Annotated in this window: 17 protein-coding genes and 1 tRNA gene; 7 read left to right on the forward strand and 11 right to left on the reverse strand. The window is 70.0% G+C overall.

The annotated features are described in order from the left end of the window. Positions 1–29: 29 nt before the first annotated feature. The gene (gene guaB, locus KAK06_RS10990; protein WP_210802119.1) at positions 30–1,502 is read right to left on the reverse strand and encodes an IMP dehydrogenase; all 1,473 of its coding nucleotides are present in this window, start codon (positions 1,500–1,502) and stop codon (positions 30–32) included. A 100-nt stretch (positions 1,503–1,602) separates the two neighbouring features. Between guaB and KAK06_RS10995 the strand changes: the two genes are divergently transcribed. Next, entirely contained in the window at positions 1,603–2,100 is a 498-nt protein-coding gene (locus KAK06_RS10995; RefSeq protein ID WP_210802120.1) for a DUF4124 domain-containing protein, read from the forward strand. Positions 2,101–2,151: 51 nt separating this feature from the next. Here KAK06_RS10995 and KAK06_RS11000 read toward each other — a convergent pair whose 3' ends face one another. After that, positions 2,152–2,448 (reverse strand): RnfH family protein, encoded by a 297-nt coding sequence (locus KAK06_RS11000; RefSeq protein WP_210802121.1) that lies wholly within the window; start codon positions 2,446–2,448, stop codon positions 2,152–2,154. Further along, entirely contained in the window at positions 2,435–2,881 is a 447-nt protein-coding gene (locus KAK06_RS11005; RefSeq protein ID WP_210802122.1) for a type II toxin-antitoxin system RatA family toxin, read from the reverse strand. Before KAK06_RS11005 ends, KAK06_RS11000 begins: the two co-directional genes overlap by 14 nt. A gap of 49 nt (positions 2,882–2,930) precedes the next feature. Between KAK06_RS11005 and smpB the strand changes: the two genes are divergently transcribed. Beyond that, positions 2,931–3,401, forward strand: a complete 471-nt coding sequence (smpB, locus tag KAK06_RS11010) for an SsrA-binding protein SmpB (protein ID WP_210802123.1) — start codon at positions 2,931–2,933, stop codon at positions 3,399–3,401. Further along, complete coding sequence (gene pip / locus KAK06_RS11015; RefSeq protein WP_210802124.1) at positions 3,398–4,360, forward strand: prolyl aminopeptidase; 963 nt, start codon at positions 3,398–3,400, stop codon at positions 4,358–4,360. The genes smpB and pip overlap by 4 nt, the downstream gene beginning before the upstream one ends. Here the strand turns inward: pip and KAK06_RS11020 are convergent, their stop codons facing one another. The 3 genes from KAK06_RS11020 to phaR are packed head-to-tail and all read right to left on the reverse strand — an operon-like array spanning position 4,361 to position 7,521. Then, positions 4,361–5,545 (reverse strand): PLP-dependent transferase, encoded by a 1,185-nt coding sequence (locus KAK06_RS11020; protein ID WP_247652789.1) that lies wholly within the window; start codon positions 5,543–5,545, stop codon positions 4,361–4,363. It lies immediately after the preceding gene. A gap of 10 nt (positions 5,546–5,555) precedes the next feature. After that, a complete protein-coding gene (gene rimO, locus KAK06_RS11025; RefSeq protein WP_210802126.1) occupies positions 5,556–6,950 on the reverse strand; it encodes a 30S ribosomal protein S12 methylthiotransferase RimO in 1,395 nt (464 codons plus the stop codon). A gap of 46 nt (positions 6,951–6,996) precedes the next feature. After that, positions 6,997–7,521, reverse strand: a complete 525-nt coding sequence (gene phaR, locus KAK06_RS11030) for a polyhydroxyalkanoate synthesis repressor PhaR (protein WP_247652799.1) — start codon at positions 7,519–7,521, stop codon at positions 6,997–6,999. A gap of 263 nt (positions 7,522–7,784) precedes the next feature. Here phaR and KAK06_RS11035 point away from each other — a divergent pair, with 263 nt between their 5' ends. From KAK06_RS11035 to KAK06_RS11045, 3 genes are read left to right on the forward strand one after another with little or no spacing between them, the layout of a single operon-like run. After that, positions 7,785–8,939 carry an HD-GYP domain-containing protein gene (locus KAK06_RS11035; protein WP_210802128.1) on the forward strand — a complete coding sequence of 385 codons (1,155 nt, stop codon included), beginning with the start codon at positions 7,785–7,787 and terminating at the stop codon, positions 8,937–8,939. 10 nt (positions 8,940–8,949) lie between these two features. Then, positions 8,950–9,570, forward strand: coding sequence for a histidine phosphatase family protein (locus tag KAK06_RS11040; protein WP_210802129.1), 621 nt, complete (start codon positions 8,950–8,952; stop codon positions 9,568–9,570). Next, positions 9,567–13,478 carry a response regulator gene (locus KAK06_RS11045; protein WP_210802130.1) on the forward strand — a complete coding sequence of 1,304 codons (3,912 nt, stop codon included), beginning with the start codon at positions 9,567–9,569 and terminating at the stop codon, positions 13,476–13,478. The genes KAK06_RS11040 and KAK06_RS11045 overlap by 4 nt, the downstream gene beginning before the upstream one ends. On the opposite strand, the gene KAK06_RS11050 is transcribed toward KAK06_RS11045, so the two are convergent. From KAK06_RS11050 to KAK06_RS11065, 4 genes are all read right to left on the reverse strand, one after another. After that, positions 13,465–14,106, reverse strand: coding sequence for a hypothetical protein (locus tag KAK06_RS11050; RefSeq protein ID WP_210802131.1), 642 nt, complete (start codon positions 14,104–14,106; stop codon positions 13,465–13,467). The two genes, KAK06_RS11045 and KAK06_RS11050, sit on opposite strands and share 14 nt — an antisense overlap. Before the next feature lie 241 nt (positions 14,107–14,347). Then, a tRNA-Val gene (locus KAK06_RS11055) sits at positions 14,348–14,424 on the reverse strand. A gap of 51 nt (positions 14,425–14,475) precedes the next feature. Further along, positions 14,476–16,725, reverse strand: a complete 2,250-nt coding sequence (locus tag KAK06_RS11060; RefSeq protein WP_210802132.1) for a RelA/SpoT family protein — start codon at positions 16,723–16,725, stop codon at positions 14,476–14,478. Continuing rightward, positions 16,722–17,594 (reverse strand): alpha/beta fold hydrolase, encoded by an 873-nt coding sequence (locus KAK06_RS11065; protein WP_210802133.1) that lies wholly within the window; start codon positions 17,592–17,594, stop codon positions 16,722–16,724. Before KAK06_RS11065 ends, KAK06_RS11060 begins: the two co-directional genes overlap by 4 nt. Before the next feature lie 70 nt (positions 17,595–17,664). Here KAK06_RS11065 and KAK06_RS11070 point away from each other — a divergent pair, with 70 nt between their 5' ends. Beyond that, complete coding sequence (locus KAK06_RS11070; protein WP_210802134.1) at positions 17,665–18,444, forward strand: 3-hydroxybutyrate dehydrogenase; 780 nt, start codon at positions 17,665–17,667, stop codon at positions 18,442–18,444. Positions 18,445–18,463: 19 nt separating this feature from the next. Here KAK06_RS11070 and KAK06_RS11075 read toward each other — a convergent pair whose 3' ends face one another. Next, positions 18,464–19,204, reverse strand: coding sequence for an SIMPL domain-containing protein (locus tag KAK06_RS11075; protein WP_210802135.1), 741 nt, complete (start codon positions 19,202–19,204; stop codon positions 18,464–18,466). Positions 19,205–19,236: the final 32 nt, after the last annotated feature.

Here is a 19,236-nt window from a genome sequence, read left to right on the forward strand (position 1 = left end):
CCGGGCGCTGTGCGGTGCGGTGGAGGGGGTCACTCCATGCGGTAGTTCGGGGCTTCCTTGGTGATCTGCACGTCGTGCACGTGGCTCTCGCGGATACCCGCGGCGGTGATCTCGACGAACTCGGCGCGCTCGCGCATGTCATCGATCGTGCCGCAGCCGCAGTAGCCCATCGAGGCCCGCAGGCCGCCGGCCATCTGGTAGACGATCGAGATCATCGAGCCCTTGTAGGGCACCCGGCCCTCGATGCCTTCAGGCACCAGCTTGTCGGCGTTCGGGTTGGCGGACTCGTCGTTTTCCTGGAAGTAGCGGTCGGCCGAGCCGGCCTTCATGGCGCCGATCGAGCCCATGCCGCGGTAGCCCTTGTAGCTGCGGCCCTGGTAGAGGAAGACCTCGCCGGGGGACTCTTCGGTACCGGCGAACATGCCGCCCATCATCACCGAGCTGGCGCCGGCGGCAATGGCCTTGGCGATGTCGCCCGAGTAGCGGATGCCGCCGTCGGCGATCAGCGGCACGCCGGTGCCGCGCAGTGCGGTGGCGACGTTGTCGATCGCGGTGATCTGCGGCACGCCCACGCCCGCCACGATGCGGGTGGTGCAGATCGAGCCCGGGCCGATGCCGACCTTGACACCGTCGGCGCCCGCCTCAACCAGCGCCAGTGCGGCGGCGCCGGTGGCGATGTTGCCGCCGATCACATCCACCTGCGGGAAGTTCTTCTTGACCCAGCGCACCCGCTCGATCACGCCGGCCGAATGGCCGTGGGCGGTGTCGACGATCAGTGCATCGACCCCGGCCTTGACCAGCATCTCGACCCGCTCCTCGGTGCCCTCGCCCACGCCCACCGCGGCGCCAACGCGCAGCTTGCCGTGGGCGTCACGGGCGGCGTTGGGGAAGCTGGTCTGCTTGGTGATGTCCTTCACCGTGAACAGGCCGCGCAGCTCGAAGGCGTCATTCACCACCAGCACGCGCTCGAGCTTGTGCTGGTGCATCAGCGCCTTCGCCTCGGACAGGGCCGCGCCCTCGCGCACCGTGATCAGGCGCTCGCGCGGGGTCATGATCTCGCGCACCGGCGCCTCCAGGCGGGTCTCGAAGCGCAGATCGCGCCCGGTGACGATGCCCACCACCCGGCCGTCCTCGACCACGGGGAAGCCCGAGATGCCGTGCTGGCGCGACAGCTCGATGACATCGCGCACCCGGGCGCCGGGAGCGATCGTGATCGGGTCCTTCAGCAGGCCCGACTCGTAGCGCTTGACGCGCGCCACCTCGGCTGCCTGCTGCTTGGGCGTCAGGTTCTTGTGGACGATGCCGATGCCGCCCTCCTGGGCGATCGCGATCGCCAGGCGGGCTTCTGTCACGGTGTCCATCGCGGCGGACACGAGCGGCAGGTTCAGCTGGATGTTGCGCGACAGACGGGTCGCAAGCGAGGTGTCGCGGGGCAACACCTGGGAGAACGCAGGCACCAACAACACATCGTCGAAGGTGAGCGCTTTGCCAAGAAGGCGCATGGGTCAGGCTCCAGACGCAAAAGCGGATTATACGGACCGTTGCAACCTGTTCGCCCGGGCGCCTTACACTCCGCCCAGAACAGCCCTTGTCAGTACCACCATGCGTCGCTCTATCGCCCTGCTCGCCATTGCCTGTCTGGCCCTGCTGCCAGTGGTCGGCTCCGCCCAGGCGATCTGGAAATGGAAGGACGCCAATGGCACGCTGCAAGTTAGCGACACGCCGCCCCCCACCAGCGTGCCCGACTCGGCCATCATCAGCCGCCCGGGCGGCCGCGTGGCCGAGATTGTGGTTGGCGGCAGCGCCGAGGCACCGGCGTCCACCCCTTCGCGCAGCGACAGCGCGCTCGAGGCCCGCAAGCGCGAGCAACAGGCCGGCCAGAAAGCCGCGGACGCGGCCCGCGCCGCAGCCACCAAGGAGCGCGACCAGGCGCGCCGCGAAGAGAACTGCCGCCAGGCCCGCCAGCAGCAGGCCAACCTCGACAGCGGCATGCGCATGGCACGCCTGAACGACAAGGGCGAACGCGAGTACCTGGACGACTCGGCCCGCGCGGCCGAGGCCGAGCGCGTGCGACAGCGCATCCAGCAGGCCTGCAACTGAGCCCAGGCGCGGCTGGGGGCTGAGCGGGAGCGTCCCGCCGCGCCACGCCGATCAGCCCTTGGCCTTGCGGTAGCGCTGGCGCCGGGCCTCCTTCGGGTCGACCTTCAACGCCCGCCACACCTCGACGCGGTCGTGCTGGCGCAGCACGGTGTCGCGCGGCTTGGCCTTGGCCCAGATGCCCACCTGCAGGGCGGCACCCTGCTCGCTGTCCAGCAGCGGCAGCAGCCCGGCGGCGCGCAGCGCGTCGTCCAGTGTGCTGCCCGCCGGCAGGCTGAGCGGCCAGCGCTGCACCTCGCGCGGCTGCGGGCTCCAGGTCACCAGCACCTGGATCGTGTCAGCGTTCGCCATAGACCTGTTCCGCACGTTTGACGAAGGCGTCGACAAAGGTGTTGGCCACCTTGTCGAACACCGGGCTCAGCACCACCTCCAGGGGCCGGCTGGCGAAGGCGTACTGCAGGTCGAACTCGATCTTGCAGGCCGGCGGCTGGCCGTTGCCCAGTGGCAGGAAGTCCCAGGTGCCGTCCAGCAGCGAGAACGGACCGTCGACCAGACGCATCAGCAATTGGCGGTCGGCGGTGTGATCGTTGCGGGTGGTAAAGGCATGCCGCACACCGGCGTAGGCCAGATGGATGCGCGCGGTGTTGCCCCCCTCATGGGTCTCCAGCACCTCGCCGCGTTCGCACCAGGGCAGGAACTCGGGGTAGCGCGCCACGTCGGTCACCAACGCGAACATCTCGGCCGGCGAGTACCACAGCAGGACGGACTTCTTCACATGCTTCATACAATCACGGGATTCTAGGGCGCCGCCCTGCCCTGCCCTGACCACCTGCATGTCCGCCCTGATCGCCGAAAACCGCCGCGCCCGCTTCGAATACCACATCGAGGAACAGTACGAGGCCGGCATGGTGCTGGAAGGCTGGGAGGTCAAGGCCATCCGCGCCGGCCAGGTGCAGCTGACCGATGGCTACGTGGTCATCAAGCAGGGTGAGCTCTACCTGATCGGCTGCCGCATCAACGCGCTGCGCTCGGCCAGCACCCACGTCCACCCCGAGGCCGACCGCACCAAGAAGCTGCTGATGGGCAAGGCCGACATCCGCCGCCTGATCGGCAAGATCGAGCAGCGCGGTTTCACGCTGGTGCCGCTGAACCTGCACTACAAGGGCGGCCGGGTGAAGGCGCAGATCGCGCTGGCCAAGGGCAAGGCCCAGCACGACAAGCGCGAGACCGAAAAGAAGCGTGACTGGGACAGGGAGAAGGGGCGTCTGATGCGTCACAAGGTCAGCGGGCCGTCGGCATCATGAGGCTCGACGAGGTCCTGCACCCGCCGATTGAGCCGCTGCGCCAGGGCCGCCTGACGGTGGGCGACGGCCATGCGCTGTACTGGGAAACCTGCGGAACGCCGGATGGCATCCCTGCCCTCTTCCTGCACGGCGGCCCCGGCGCCGGCATCTCGCCCACCAGCCGCCGCTTCTTCGACGCCCGCCGCTACCACGTCGTGCTGTTCGACCAGCGCGGCTCGGGCCGCTCCACGCCGCTGGGCGCCACCCACGCCAACACGACGCCGCTGCTGATCGAGGACATCGAGCGCCTGCGCACGCTGCTGGGCATTGAGCGCTGGCTGGTCTTCGGCGGCTCCTGGGGCTCGACGCTGGCGCTGGCCTATGCCCAGGCGCATCCGCGGCGTTGCCTGGGCCTGGTCCTGCGCGGCATCTGGCTGGGCACGCAGCCCGAGATCGACTGGTGGCTGTACGGCATCCGCCAGTTCTTCCCACGGGAGTGGGAAGCCTTTGCCAGCCACGTGGAGCCGGCAGAACAGGGCGACCTGCTCGCCGCCTATCAGCGCCGCCTGACCCACCCCGACCCCGCCGTCCACGGCCCGGCCGCGCGCGCCTGGGCGCGCTACGAGGGCAGTTGCCTGCACCTGCTGCCGCAGCCGGCCCAGGTCGAGGCCTTTGGCACCGATGCCATCGCGCTGGGCGTGGGGCGCCTGGAGGCCCATTACTTTGCCCACCAGGCCTTTTTGGCGCCGGACCAGTTGCTGCAGGGCATGCCGCGCATCGCCCACCTGCCGGGCGTGATCGTCCACGGCCGCTACGACGTCATCTGCCCGCCGCGCTACGCCCATGCCCTGGCCGATGCCTGGCCCGGCGTTCAGATGCGCATGGTCACCGAGGCCGGCCACAGCTCAATGGAGCCGGGCATCGCCGCCGAGCTGGTGGCGGCCACCGACCGCTTCGCGCGCAGCGGCGGCTTCGCCTGATCAGCCCAGGCGCGCCAGGCCGGCACCCAGGTCGGCGATCAGGTCGTCCACCGACTCCAGACCAATGCACAGGCGCACCAGCACGCCCTCGTAGGGCGTGGGCAGTTCGCGCATGAAGCGCGCCTGGTAGGGCACGGCCAGGCTGACCGGGCCGCCCCAGCTCCAGCCGATGCGGAAGCACTGCAGCCCGTCAACAAAGGCATTGACCTGCTCCACGCTGTGGCGCGGGTCGATCTCCAGCGTCAAGAGGCCCGCGGCGGCACTGCACAGGCCGGCCCAGTGTGCATGGCCGGGCGAGCCGGGCAGCGCCGGGTGCAGCACGCGGCGCACCGCAGGCTGGCCTTGCGCCCATTCGGCGATGCGCCGCGCCGCCTGGTCCTGCGCGTGGTAGCGCAGCGCCAGGCTGGGCAGCGCGCGCAGCAGGGCCTCGGCATCGTTGGCCCCCACGCCCAGTCCCATGCGGCTGTGCGTCCAGGCCAGACGCTCATGCAACGCGCTGTCGCGGCAGGCGATCGAGCCCATCAGCACATCGCCCCCGCCCGACGGGTACTTGGTCAACGCGTGGATCGTCAGATCGACACCCAGGCCATCGCCCAACTCGAAGGGGTTGAAGGCCAAGCCGGCGCCCCAGGTGTTGTCCAGCGCCAGCACCGCCTGCGGGGCGCGCTCGCGGCAGCGGCGCACCAGGGCGCGCAGGTCAGGGAACTCCAGCGTCACCGAGCCAGGCGCCTCCAGCCAGACCAGCTTGACGTCCGGCCCCAGCGCGGCGTCCAGCGTGCTCGGGTCCAGGGCGTCGTAGACCCGGTGGGCGATGCCCCAGCGCGCCAGCTCATGGCGCGCCAGGTCGCGGCTGGGAAAGTAGACGTTGTCCGGCAGCAGCAGCGCGTCGCCGCTGGCCAGCAGCGCCTGGTTGACCACGTTCAGCGCCGACAGGCCACTCGGTGCCAGCAGCACGTGACGGGCGTGCTCCAGCGTGGCCAGGCGCGCCTCCAGCGTGAAAGTGGTGGGCGTGCCGTGCAGGCCGTAGGTGTAGCCGCTCTTGTCCACCCAGCGGCGGCTGCGCAGCGCGGCCACATCCGGGAAGAACACGGTCGAGGCCTTGTGCACGGCCACCACCGGCGATTCGAACTCGGCCGGCGCCACATAGTCGTGGTGGATCAGGCGGGTGCGGATGTCCTGGCTCATGCTGGGGTCCTCAGATGGGCTCGCCGACCAGGTCATGGCCATCCACCGCCACGATGCGCGCCCGCGCAAAGCCACCCACCGTCAGCCGGGTGGAGGCCTTGGCCGGTGGCAGCAGTCGCACGGTGCCGTCGATCTCGGGCGCGTCAGCGTAGCTGCGCCCCACGCCACCCTTGCGGCCCATGGCCGGTGCATGGTCGACCAGCACCTGCATCACCTGGCCCACACGGCGCTGCAGTCGCGCCACCGAGACCTGCTCGGCCACCGCCATGAAGCGGGCGCGGCGTTTCTCGCGCACCGCATCCGGCAAGGCGCCGGCCAGGTCGTTCGCCGTGGCGCCTTCGACTGGCGAATAGGCAAAGCAGCCGGCACGGTCGATCTGCGCCTCCTGCAGGAAGTCCAGCAGGTAGGCAAACTCGTCCTCGGTCTCACCGGGGAAGCCGGCAATGAAGGTGGAGCGGATGACGATCTCCGGGCACAGCTCGCGCCAGCGCTGGATGCGCTCCAGGTTGCGCTCGCCGCTGGCCGGGCGCTTCATGCGGCGCAGCACCTCGGGGTGGGCGTGCTGGAAAGGCACGTCCAGGTAGGGCAGCACCAGGCCCTCGGCCATCAGCGGGATGACCTCGTCGACGTGCGGATAGGGGTAGACGTAGTGCAGGCGCACCCAGGCGCCATGCGCGCGCGCCAGCTCACCCAGCTGGGCCACCAGGTCCAGCATGCGCGTCTTGACCGGGGCACCGTTCCAGAAGCCGGTGCGGTACTTGACGTCCACGCCATAGGCCGAGGTGTCCTGGCTGACGACCAGCAGCTCCTTCACGCCGCCCTCGAACAGCGCCTTGGCCTCGTTCAGCACATCGCCCACCGGCCGCGAGACCAGGTCGCCGCGCAGGCTGGGGATGATGCAAAAGGTGCAGCGGTGGTTGCAGCCTTCGCTGATCTTCAGGTAGGCGTAGTGCTTGGGCGTGAGCTTGATGCCGGCGGCCGGCACCAGGTCCACAAAGGGGTCGTGCGGCTTGGGCACATGCTGGTGCACCGCATCCATCACCTCCTGGGTGGCATGCGGGCCGGTGACCGCCAGCACCTTGGGATGCACCTCGCGCACCATGTTGCCGCCATCGGTGCTGGTGCGCGCGCCCAGGCAGCCGGTGACGATCACCTTGCCGTTTTCGGCCAGGGCTTCGCCGATCGCGTCCAGGCTTTCCTTGACCGCGTCGTCAATGAAACCGCAGGTGTTGACGATCACCAGGTCGGCGCCCTGGTAGGTCTTGCTGGTCTGGTAGCCCTCGGCCGAGAGCTGGGTCAGGATCAGCTCGGAGTCGGTCAGCGCCTTGGGGCAGCCCAGGCTGACGAAGCCGATGGTGGGGGCGTGGGTGGGCGCGGCCGTGACCGCGTCAATAGGTTCGCTCATGGGGCAGGATTGTCTCAAACCCGCCCTCGCCTGCCCGGGGCAACGCCTATTTGCGGGTGCCCGGCGGCGTGAAGCCCGGGAACAGCGCGGCGCCCGGCTTGCCCATCTGCTCCTGCATCTGCATGAACAGGTTCTTGGACTGTTCCAGGTAGTTGCCCATCAGGCCCTGCATCAGCGGCGCCTGGCCGCTCATGAACTGGGCCCACATCTCGGGTGTGAAGGCCTTGGGGTCATAAAGACCGCGGGCCTGCTCGCCCAGGCGCGACTGCAGCTCGACAAAGGTCTGCAGGTTCTTCTCCAGGTAGGCGCCCATCATCCCCTGCATCGCGTGGCCGTAGAAGCGGATGATCTGGGCCAGCATGCGCGAGGTGAACATCGGCATGCCGCCGGTTTCTTCCTCAAGGATGATCTGCAGCAGGATGCTGCGGGTCAGGTCCTCGCTGGTCTTGGCGTCGCGCACCTCGAATTCCTGGCCGTCCAGGACCATCTTCTTGACATCGGCCAAGGTGATGTAGCTGCTCGCGCGCGTATCGTAAAGACGGCGGTTGGGGTACTTCTTGAGCACCCGCATGCCATCCTGCCCAGCGGCTTCGGAGGCTTCGGATACGGGGGGGGCGCGACGGGCAGAGGGCATCGGCAGGGCTCCGGCTGGCATTGTGCAAGTGCACAACGATTCTAGGCCTGGCCGCGACAGGGCGCCCGCGGGATTGCACTGTCAGGGATGGCCCCCTGCGCAACGCAGGCCGTGGTTTTTGCGTCGGGCGCCCGCCGGCATATGCCAACAGACCAGACTCTGCACTAGCATCGATCCACCTGTCTCCCGCCCGACCTGCCATGTCCGACCCTGCTCCGGCGCGACCCACGCTGCTCGTCGTCGACGACACCCCGGAGAACCTCGCTCTGCTGGGCGGACTGCTGCGGGGCAGCTTCCATGTGCGGGTGGCCAACTCCGGGCTGCGGGCGCTGCAGGTGGCATCGCGGGTGCCGCATCCCGATCTGATCCTGCTCGATGTGATGATGCCCGACATGGACGGCTTCGAGGTGCTGCGCCGCCTGCGCCGCCTGCCGGGGCTGCAGGACACGCCAGTGATCTTCGTCACCGCGATGGACGACGACCGCGACGAACTCGCCGGCCTGGAGCTCGGCGCGGTGGACTACATCCCCAAGCCAGTGCGCCCCTCCATTCTGCTGGCGCGGGTGCGCACCCAGCTGGAGCTCAAGAGCGCCCGCGACCAGCTCAGCGACCGCAACGCCAGCCTGGAGCACGAGATCGCCCGGCGCATGCGCGAGAACGAGCAGGTCAAGTCTGCCAGCCTGCATGCGCTGGCCATGCTGGCCGAGGCACGGGACAATGAGACCGGCAACCACCTGCACCGCACCGAGGCCTATGTCGAGGCCCTGCTCGATCGCCTGCGCCAGTCCCAGGAGCACGCTGATATGGACGACGACTACTGCCGCATGGTGGCGCGCGCCGCACCGCTGCACGACATCGGCAAGGTCGGCATCCCCGACGCCATTCTGCGCAAGCCCGGTCGGCTGACCGCGTCCGAGTTCGAGCAGATGAAGCGTCATGCCGAGATTGGCGCGGCGGCCATCGCCACGGCCATGTCGCGCGCCACACCCGAACCCGCCGGGCGCCAGACCGAGGCCGTGAGTTCGGGCGCGTTGCGTTTTCTGGAGATCGCCCGCCAGATTGCCGGCGGCCACCATGAACATTGGGACGGCAGCGGCTACCCATCCGGACTGGCCGGCCTGCAAATTCCGCTGCCTGCGCGGCTGATGGCCCTGGCAGACGTCTATGACGCGCTGGGTTGTCGGCGGGTCTACAAGCCGCCGATGCCGTTGGACGAGGTCGAACAGATCATCGTGGCCGGCCGGGGCCGGCAGTTCGACCCGGCGGTGGTGGATGCCTTCATCGGCCAGCGCGAGGTGTTCCGAGCCATCGCGCAGCGCTTTGCCGACGACGACCCCGAGCCACCCACCCCCTGAGAGGACCCGCATGCAGCGTCGCGCCCTGATCGCCGCCAGCTGCGCGCTGGCCCTGCCCAGCCAGGGCCAGCCCGCCTCCACCATCCGCGAGCGGCTGCCCAGTCCCGCGGAGCTGGCCCGAGCCCGCAGTGGTGGCCTGGTGCTGTATGTGCGTCACGGCCTGACCGACAACAGCCGCATCGACCAGGCGGGCCTCAAGGACTTCGCCGACTGCTCGATGCAGCGCACCCTCAGCCCGGATGGCCGGCGTCAGGCTGAGCAGCTCGGCGCCGCCATCCGCCGGGCCGGCTGGCCGGTGCGGCGCGTCGTCAGCAGCCCGATGTGCCGGGCCCTGGACACCGCACGAATGGCCTTTGGCGCCCAGGTCGAGACCGACCCGCTGCTGGCCTACACCGCCCATCTGTCAGCCGCGCAGCGCCAGGCCGCCGTGGCACGCACGAGGGACTGGCTGAGCCAGGCCGTTCCCCCGGCCGAGCTGCGGGTGGTGGTGGCCCACGGTCCCAACCTGTCCGACCTGACCGACTACTTTCCGTCGGAGGCCGCGACGGTGCTGTTCCGGCCGCTGGCGCCCGGCCAGTTCGAGTACCTGGGCACACTGCGCATCGAGCAGTGGGAAAGCCTGCCGCGATGACCCGGCCGCCGCTGAGCCGGCGCCGCCTGCTGTGGTGGGCCCTGCTGCCGGCGCTGCTGGTCGGCGGGCTGCAACTGCTGGTCGGCATCTTGCCGCTCGAGCTGACGCGCCGCGAGTTGCTCGAGGACCAGCGCATCGTCGATGCCGACATGGCCACGCTGGCCGAGCTGCAGTCGATCAACGCCCGGCTGTCCGCGCTGCAGCGCTCGTTTGAGAAGCTGGTCGACGAAGCCAGCGGCGGCAAGCTGGATGCGGCCTCGGTCCACCGCGCCCGGGTCATGCACCTGGACGAGCTGGAGAGCATCGAGGCGCAGTTCCGTCGCCTGGCCCCGCTGATCGAGCGCATCGAGGGCGATGGCAGCCCAGCGTCGGGTTCCCTGGTCAGGCTGCAAACCTTTCGTACGGCGCTGGCGTCGGCGCTGGACATGGCGGTGGTCGAGCCCATCCGTGCCGTCAGTCTGGGCGAGCAGGCGGCGGTTCGGCTGGAGGAGTTCTCCGCCCAGTCCGCCCGGCTGTCGCTGCTGACCAGCGAGAAGGCGCGCGACAGCGTGCTGGCGCGCTCGCGCGCCTTTGACCAGGCGGCCACGCGTGCCGCCCTGGCGGCGGCGCTGTGCGGTATGGGGCTGTCCGCGCTGTGGTGGTTTGCAGCGCGCTGGCTGGGGGCGCGTACCTTGGTGCTGGGCGGCGCGCTGACGGAACTGGCGCGTTCTCGCACGCCAGACCCTGCCACCCTGCGCCGGGTCGACGAATGGGCTGCCCACACCGATGGCCTGATGGCCGAACTGGCCCGCGCGGTGCGCAGCTTTGGCGAGTTGCGTGAGGAGGAGCGCCAGGGACGCAACCTGCTGGAGCGTCAGGGCGCCTTGCTGGGCGCCATCGTGCAGGACAGTCCGGACCTGATCTGGCTCAAGGACCCCGACGGCGTGTACCTCTCCTGCAATGCCCGCTTTGCCGCCCTGCTGGGCGCGCCTGCGGCCAGCCTGGTCGGCCGGCGCGATGCGGACTTCGTCGATGCCGACCTCGCAGCCCAGCTGCGCGAGGCCGACCTGGCTGCCCTGGCCAGCACCGGCCCGGTCGCCAGTGAGTTGCGGCTGCGTTTCGCTGACGGCCATGAGGAGGTCTGCCACACGCTGAAGTCGCCCCTGAGGGCTCCCGACGGGCGCCTGATCGGGGTACTTGGCGTGGCGCGCGACATCACCCAGCTGCGCCAATCAGAAGAGGCCCTGCGCGCCCGCGAGGAGCAACTGCGTGCCGTGGTGGGCCAGGCGGCCGACGCCATCGTCGTGCTGGACGAGCACAGCCTGGCCCTGTTGGAGTTCAATGACGCGGCCTGCCAGATGCTGGGGCACAGCCGCGACGAGCTGGCCGCCCGCCGCCTGCCTGACCTGCACCTGCCGCAGGACCGGGCTGCGATCGATGCCCTGGCCGACCGGCTGCAGGACCTGGAGGTGCACCGCTACCAGAGTCACCTGCAGCATGCCGACGGCCACACCGTGTCGATCGACGCCAGCGCGCAGCGCCTGCAGCTGCGCGACCGCAGCTGCCTGCTGGTGATGTGGCGCGATGTGACCGAACGCGAGGCCGCCGCACTGGCGCTGCAGCAGTACCAGGACAGTCTGGAAAAGCTGGTCGCCCAGCGCACTGCCGAGCTGGCTGCCGCCAAGGAGGACGCGGAGGCCGCCAACCGCGCCAAGAGCGCCTTCCTGGCGGCGATGAGCCACGAGATCCGCACGCCGATGAACGCCATCATCGGCATGTCCCACCTGGCGCTGCGCACCCACCTCAGCGAGCCCCAGCGGGAGTTTCTTGGCAAGATCCAGGCTGCCAGCGAGCACCTGCTGGCCATCATCAACGACATCCTGGATTTCTCCAAGATCGAGGCCGGCAAGCTGACGCTTGAGCCCACCGATTTCGAGCTCGACCGCCTGGTCGACCAGATCCGCGACATGGTGATCGACCGTGTCGAGGCCAAGGGGCTGGAGTTCATTGTGGATCTGGACCACCTGCCGCCGGTGCTGCACGGCGACGGTCTGCGCCTGGCCCAGGTGCTGCTCAACTTTGTCACCAACGCCGTCAAGTTCACCGACCAGGGCCAGGTGGCGCTGCGCGCCAGTGTGCTGCGTGAGGCCGAGCAGCCTGACGAGCCCAGCTGCTATCGCTTCGAGGTGAGCGATTCCGGCATCGGCCTGACCGAGGACCAGCAGGAGCGCCTGTTCCAGGCCTTCGAGCAGGCCGATGGCGGCACCACCCGCCGCTATGGCGGCACCGGGCTGGGTCTGGCCATCTCCCGGCGACTGGCCGAGGCCATGGAGGGTCGCGTCGGTGTGCGCAGCGCACCGGGCCAGGGCGCCTGCTTCTGGATCGAAGTGCCGCTGCGCCCGGCGCACCAGCGCCCGCCGAGCGGCGAATGGCCGCTGCCCGGCCTGCGCACGCTGCTGGTCGACGACATGGCCGAAGCCCGGGCGTCGATGGGCGTGCTGCTGGGCTCGATCGGCCTGGCCGTGGAGGAAGCGGCCGGCGGACTGGAGGCCTTGACCATGTTGTCCGAGGCCGAGCGCCAGGGCCACCCCTACGAGCTGATGCTGGTGGACTGGAAGATGCCGCTGCTCGATGGCCTGCAGACCGCCCAGCGCGTCGACGCGGCCGGTCTGCTGCGACCGCCGGTGAAGCTGCTGATCAGCGCGGCCCTGGACCTGCCTGTCGGCCTGCTGGCCCAGGGCGGCTTTGCCGGACACCTGGTCAAGCCCTTCACCCGCTCGGCGCTGCTCTCCGCACTGGCGCGCCTGGGCCCGCAACTCACGGGTGGTGGGCGCCCAGGCGAGCCGGCGCTCGACCCCGATCAGGCCGAGGAGTTGCTGCGCCAGCGCCGCGGCGTGCGCGTGCTGCTGGCCGATGACGACCCGCTGAACCAGATCGTCGCCACCGGTCTGCTCGAACGCGTGGGCGTGCAGGTCGTGTTGGCGGGCAACGGCGAGCAGGCCATCGACGCCCTGCGCAGCGAGCACTGCGACCTGGTGCTGATGGACCTGCACATGCCGGGCATGGGCGGCCTGGAAGCCACCCGCCGCCTGCGCTCGCAACCCGAGCTGACGCGGCTCCCCATCATCGCGATGACGGCCAGCGCATTCGGTGAAGACCGTCGCGAATGCCTGGACGCCGGCATGGATGACCACATCGCCAAGCCGGTGGACCCGGACCTGCTGTACGCCACCCTGGTGCGCTGGTTGCCACCAGCCTCGGAGGCCGTGGCCGCACAGCCCAGGCCGGTGCCGGCCGCCAGCGGACCGCGCGAGTGGGACCAGGCGCTGGCGCGGCTGGATGCCACCGGCCTGGTCGACACCCGCGGCGCGCTGCGCCTGATGCGCGGCCAGGCCGATCACTACCTGAGGCTGCTGGCGCGCTTCACCGACTTGCACCGGCAGGATTCGGTGCAGCGCCACCTGGACGCCCACAACGCGGACGCCGCCCTGCTGCACGCCCATTCGCTCAAGGGCGCCGCCGCCAATCTGGGCCTGCAGGCCGTGCAACAGGCCGCCGCTGCACTGGAGGCCGCGTTGAATGGCCGCGAGAAGGCCAACCTGGGCGAGCTGGCCCGCACGCTGGACGCCCAGGTGGCGGCCACGGTTCAGGCGCTCCAGCAGGCCTTGCCCGCCGAGCGCCTGGCGCCCTCCCCGCCACAGGACCAGCTCGCACTGACCCACGGCCTGCAGCAGTTGCTGGAGCAGCTGCGTGCCGACTCCATCGAAGCCACCGACACCTTTGCGTTGCTGCAGCCCGAGCTGCAGCTCACCGAGCCTGCGCTGACCGCCGAGCTGCGCCACCGCATCGAGCGCTTCGACCTGGGCGCCGCCGTGCAGGCGGCCGAGCAGCTCCTCGACCGCCTGAAGGTGCCGCTCAGCAGCGGATGAGGGTCTGGAACCAGACTTCGGTGCCCGCCGGCACCGGCGGCGCCGGCGGCAGCAGCAGCACCGGCGAGTTGATCCAGTGCGCGGTGCCGGCCACGCCAGGCATCGGCGGCCACAGGGTGCCGGCGCTGTTCATCTGCCAGCTGATCGGGATCAGCGTCGGCTGCACATAGAACGGCAGGTCATTGTTCCAGCCGGGCACGGCGGGATAACCCGCCGGCGTCGGGCTGAACACCGACGGCGGCAGCGGCTTGGTCACGCGCCACAGCTTGTTGGGCAGGGTGCGCAGGCTGGTGGCGTTGTTCGCAAACACGCAGGTGCCCACACCGGTCAGCTTGAATTCGCCCAGCAGGCCCATCAGGCTGGAGGCAATGTCGCCCACCCAGATGTTGAGGTAGAACTTCTGCCCCGCCGAGCCCGGGGGCGGCAGCGCTGTGCCGGTATAGGTGGCGCCCCAGCCCAGACCCTGCGAGAACTGGATGCCGGGCACCGTGGGGTTGTCGCTGAGAAAAATCTTGAACTGGTCGTCGGCGTTGACCTTGCTCGTCAGCATCTGCTGCGCAGCCGCGGGAAGGGCCAGGGCAGCCGCGGCGGCCAGGGCCAGACCGTGCCAGGTGAAGCGGTGGTTCATCAATGTCTCCTGCGGCGCTGTCAGGGGATCGATGGCTGCCCTGCGCCTCGGGTGCCACCGCGCTGAGCCACCTGCTTGGCGACCCATGCAACGCAGCGTGCGCCTGGCGGCGCCCCGGGCCCATCCCTAGACGCCGACCCACAGGGCTGTCCTGTTTGCACAGCCGATCGCGTTAACGACCACGGACATCAACGCCCATGCAAAAGCCCCAGGTCCTGTCGGAGCCTGGGGCTTCGTGTTCTGGTAGGCGCGATTGGATTCGAACCAACGACCCCCACCATGTCAAGGTGGTGCTCTAACCAACTGAGCTACGCGCCTGTCGTTGAAGCTAGCAGTATATACCGGATTTCATGTGTCCGGCAAACCGGCTCAACGTCGGCGCACCTGCCGCACGCCGGGGACCCGCGCCACCGCCTGCATCACCTGGCGCAGGCGAGAGGCGTCGGCCACTTCTACCGTGAAGGTCATGCGGGCACTGCGCCCGTGCAGGTCCTGGACCGATTGGGTGTGCACGCCGGTGACGTTCATGCGCTCCTTGGCGAAGACCTCGGTGATGTCGCGCAGCAGACCCTGGCGGTCGGCCGCCTCGATCAGCACATCGACCGGGTATAGCGCCTCGCCCGGGCGCGTTGGCTGGCCCCACTCCACCGCGATCACACGGTCGCTGAAGCGCTCGGCCATGTGGCGGAAGTTGGCGCAGTCGCGCCGGTGCACGGCCACGCCCTTGCCGCGGGTGACAAAGCCGCCGATGGCGTCGGGCGGCGCCGGTCGGCAACAGCGGGCGAGGCTGGTCAGCAGGCTCTCGACGCCCACCACCAGCACGCCGCCGCGCGAGTTGCCGGCGTCGGCGCGCGGGCGCTTGAGTGCCGGCACCTCGTCGTCGGGTACCGGCTCGGCCGGCCGCAGCAACTGCTCGATGTGGCGCAGCGAGTACTCGTCCTTGCCCACCACCTCGAACAGCGCCTCGGCGTCCTTGAAACCCAGGCGCTCGGCCAGTTCATCCAGCTTCAGCGCGGTGCGGCCCTCGCGCTGCAGCAGCTTTTCGACCAGTTCGCGACCGCGCGCCACCGTGACCACCTGGGCCTGGGCGTTGAACCAGGCGCGCACCTTGGCGCGCGCCCGCGGGCTGCGCAGGAAACCCAGCTCCGGATTCAGCCAGTCCAGCGACGGCCCGCCCTCCTTGGCCACGGTGATCTCCACCGTCTGCCCGTTGGACAGCGGGGTCGACAGCGGCACCAGTTGCCCGTCCACCTTGGCGCCGCGGCAGCGATGCCCCACGTCGGTGTGCAAGGCGTAGGCAAAGTCCACCGGCGTGCCGCCGGCCGTCAGCTCGACCACCGCCGCCTGCGGCGTGAAGACATAAATGCGGTCCTCGAAGTCGGGCCCGCGGCTGTCGCCCTGGTGGGCAAAGTCGCGTTCCCAGGCCAGCAGCTGTCGCAGCACGGCTTTGCGGGCCTCGGCCACTTTCTCCTCGAATTCGCCCGCGGCGCGCACGCCGGCATAGCCCTTGGTGCCAGCCTCCTTGTAGGCCCAGTGCGCGGCCACGCCGTGTTCGGCATGTTCGTGCATGGCCTGGGTGCGGATTTGCACCTCGATCGGCCGCTCGTCGTCGGACAGCACCACGGTGTGCAGCGAGCGGTAGCCATTGGGCTTGGGGCGGGCAATGTAGTCGTCGAACTCGCCCGGCACCGGGCGGAAGCGCTCGTGTACGCGAGAGAGTGCCGCGTAGCATGCAGGTACATCGGCCACGATGACGCGCAGCGCCGCCTTGTCCATCACCCGCTCGAAGCCCAGCTGCTTGCCCTGCATCTTTTTCCAGATGCTGTAGAGGTGCTTGGGGCGGCCGTGCACCACCGCGGCCACGCCATGCGCCCGCAGGTCGGTGGCCACCAGGCGGCGCAGCGTGTCGACGCCCTCCTCCCGCTCGATGCGCGTCTCGGCCAGCAGGCGGGCGATGCGGCGGTACTCGTCAGGCTGCAGGAAGCGGAAGGCCAGGTCTTCCAGCTCCCACTTGATCTGCCAGATGCCCAAGCGGTTGGCCAGCGGCGCGAAGACCTGGGCCGACTCGGCCGCCAGTGCGTGCGGGCAGTCGGTCTTGCTGGCCGCATACCAGCGCAGCGTCTGCAGGCGCGAGGCCAGGCGCAGCAGCACCACCCGCAGGTCGCGAGAGAACGCCAGCAGCATCTTGCGCACGCGCTCGGTCTGCTGGGCCTGCTGGTCGTCCTCGATTTGTGCCTCGCGGGCGGCACGCTGGATCTGCACCAGCTTGCGCGTCAGCGTGACCAGGCTGGCGAAGGACGGTCCGAAGGCCTTTTCGATCACTTCCTCGGGCCGCTGCAGGTAGTCGCCGGCATAGACCAGGTAGGCCGCCGCCTGCAGGCTGGGCGCGCCGCCGATGTCGCGCAGGATGCCGGCCACGCCCTGGGCGTGGGCGTAGGCGTCCTCGCCGGTGTCCAGCTCCCGCCCGGTCAGCAGCGGCTCGGCAAAGGCGCGCGCGCGCTCCAGCGCCGCCAGGCTGTCTTCCAGCGCCTGGGCAGCGGCGTGACGCACCGCGGGCGATTCACCCGCCAGCGTGACGATCGGCGCCGCGCCTTCGTGCAGCGTGCTTCCGCTCTTCATGGGCCCAGCAGGAACTCCCGCACCGCGGCCACCTGGTCGGGCTGCACCAGCATCGGCGCGTGGCCCACGCCGTCAAACACGCGCAGGCGGGCCTGCGGGCCGCGGCGGGTCATCTCGTCCGCGGTGGCGGCCGACAGCAGGTCGGACTGCGCGCCGCGCAGCAGCAGCGTCGGGCAGCGGATCGCGTCGTAGCTGGCCCACAGCGCCGCCTCGCCAGCGGCGGCCACCTCGGCCGTGACCTGGCGGAAGGGCACGGCGATCGCCGGGTCATAGTGGGGCTTGAAGCCGTCTGCGTCAGGCGCCAGTTGCGGCCGGGTCAGGTCCAGCCACTGCGCGCGGGTGTGCGGACCAAAGCCCTGCGAAATCGCCCACAGCGCGTCGGCCGCCTCGTCCAGACTGGCCCAGTGCGCCGGCTGGCCCAGGTACTGGCCAATGCGCTGCAGCGAGACGAATTCGATTTTCGGCCCCACGTCGTTGAGCACCAGGCGCTGGACCGGCGAGTCGGGCAGCGCCGCCAGGCCCATGCCGATCAGGCCACCCATCGACGTGCCCACCCAATGCAAGGTGCGGGCGTTCAGGCGCGCCAGCAGCGTCACCATGTCGGCCACATAGGCCGGGATGGCGTAGCCGGCCGGGTTCTTGAGCCAGGCCGAGCGGCCGCGGCCCACCACGTCGGGGCAGACCACGCGGTAGTCGGCGGCCATCGCGCGGGCCAGGGTGTCGAAGTCGCGACCCTGGCGCGACAGCCCATGCACGCACACCAGCACCCGGTCGTTGGCCGGGTCGCCCCATTCCCAGTAGGCCATCCGGTGCAGGCCGCAAGCGCCCAGGCAGCTGACGTCTCTGAGGCGGGGTTCGCTGGCGCTCATGTCGTGTAGTTTTCGTGAAAGCCTGGGGGCCGGATAATCCACTGTAGCAACCGCCAAGGAGATTTTTCGCATGCTCAACGGAAAAACCGCGCTGGTCACCGGATCGACCAGCGGCATCGGCCTCGGGATCGCCAAGGCCCTGGCCGCCCAGGGCGCCCATGTGATGCTCAACGGCTTCGGCGACACCGCCGCCGCCCAGGCCGAGGTCGCCGCCGTCGCCACCGGCGGCGCCCGCGTCGGCTACCACGGCGCCGACATGAGCAAGCCCGCCGAGATCGAGGCCATGGTCCAGGCCTGCACGGCCGAATTCGGCGCCGTCGACATCCTGGTCAACAACGCCGGCATCCAGTTCGTGGCGCCGGTGGATGAGTTCCCGGTCGAACGCTGGGACGCGATCATCGCGATCAACCTCAGCTCGGTCTTCCATGCCACCCGCGTGGCGCTGCCGGGCATGAAGGCGCGCGGCTGGGGCCGCATCATCAACGTGGCCTCGGTGCACGGTCTGGTGGCCTCGGCCAACAAGTCGGCCTACGTGGCCGCCAAGCACGGCGTGATCGGCCTGACCAAGGCGGTGGCACTGGAAACCGCCACCACGCCCGTCACCTGCAACGCGATCTGCCCGGGCTGGGTGCTGACGCCGCTGGTGCAAAAGCAGGTGGACGCCCGCGCCGCCGCCGACGGCGTGGACAACGCCGAGGCCACCAAGCGCCTGCTGTCCGAGAAAGAGCCGTCGCAGCAGTTCACCACCCCGGAGGAGCTGGCCGCGATGGCGGTGTTCATGTGCTCGCCGGCCGCCGGCAACCTGCGCGGCACCGCCGTCAACATGGACGGCGGCTGGGTCGCCCAGTAAGGCTGACCGGGCGCTGGAATCAGCGCATCTGCACGCTGCCGTTGACGCTGGCCGTCACCGTGCCCTTGCCCGCCTCGGTGGGCAGTGGCGCGTCCTCGGCCATCCGGGCGGCGGCCATGGTCACACGCGGCACTGGCACGCCGCCGCCGTCCTGGTCCAGCCCCACGTTGACCTCCCGCACCGAGAAGCCGGCGTAGCCGAAGGCCTTGGCCTGCTCCGCCGCGCGGGCGCGAAAGCGGGCAATCGCCTGGGCGGTCACCTGCGACTCGACCTGCTCACGCGCCTCGCGCGACAGGCTGAAGCCCACGCCGGCAATGCTCATGCTGCTGATGCGGCCGCCAAGCTGGCTGATCGCCGCCATGTCGCGACCTTCGACCAGCAGCCGGGTGCTGCCCTGCCAGCCATTGATCTGGCCCTTGCTGCCATAGCGCGGGTAGATCGAGAAGCCGCCCGTCTGCACCTCGACCTGACCCGGCCGAGCCACGCGGCGGGCCTCGGCCAGTGCGGCCTCCAGCGCGGTCTTGAGTTGTGATTGCACGACGCCGGCATCGCTGCCCTCGCGGCTGGCCTGGAAGCTCAGAGACATCCAGTCGTGGGGCACGTCGACACTGGCGCTGGCGCTGAGCGTCAACACGCCCTGCGGTACCGGGCCAGGTGCCGCCGCAGTGGTCTGCGCCAGGGCGGGCACGGCGGCCAGCGAGGCCAGGGGAATCAGCAGCGTGTGGCGGCCGAGGCGCTTGAGGGAGTTGTTGTGCGTCATGGCCCCACAACGCACGGCAGGCCGCCGGCGAT

It is taken from the genome of Ideonella aquatica, from assembly GCF_018069755.1.
GTDB lineage: Bacteria > Pseudomonadota > Gammaproteobacteria > Burkholderiales > Burkholderiaceae_C > Ideonella > Ideonella aquatica.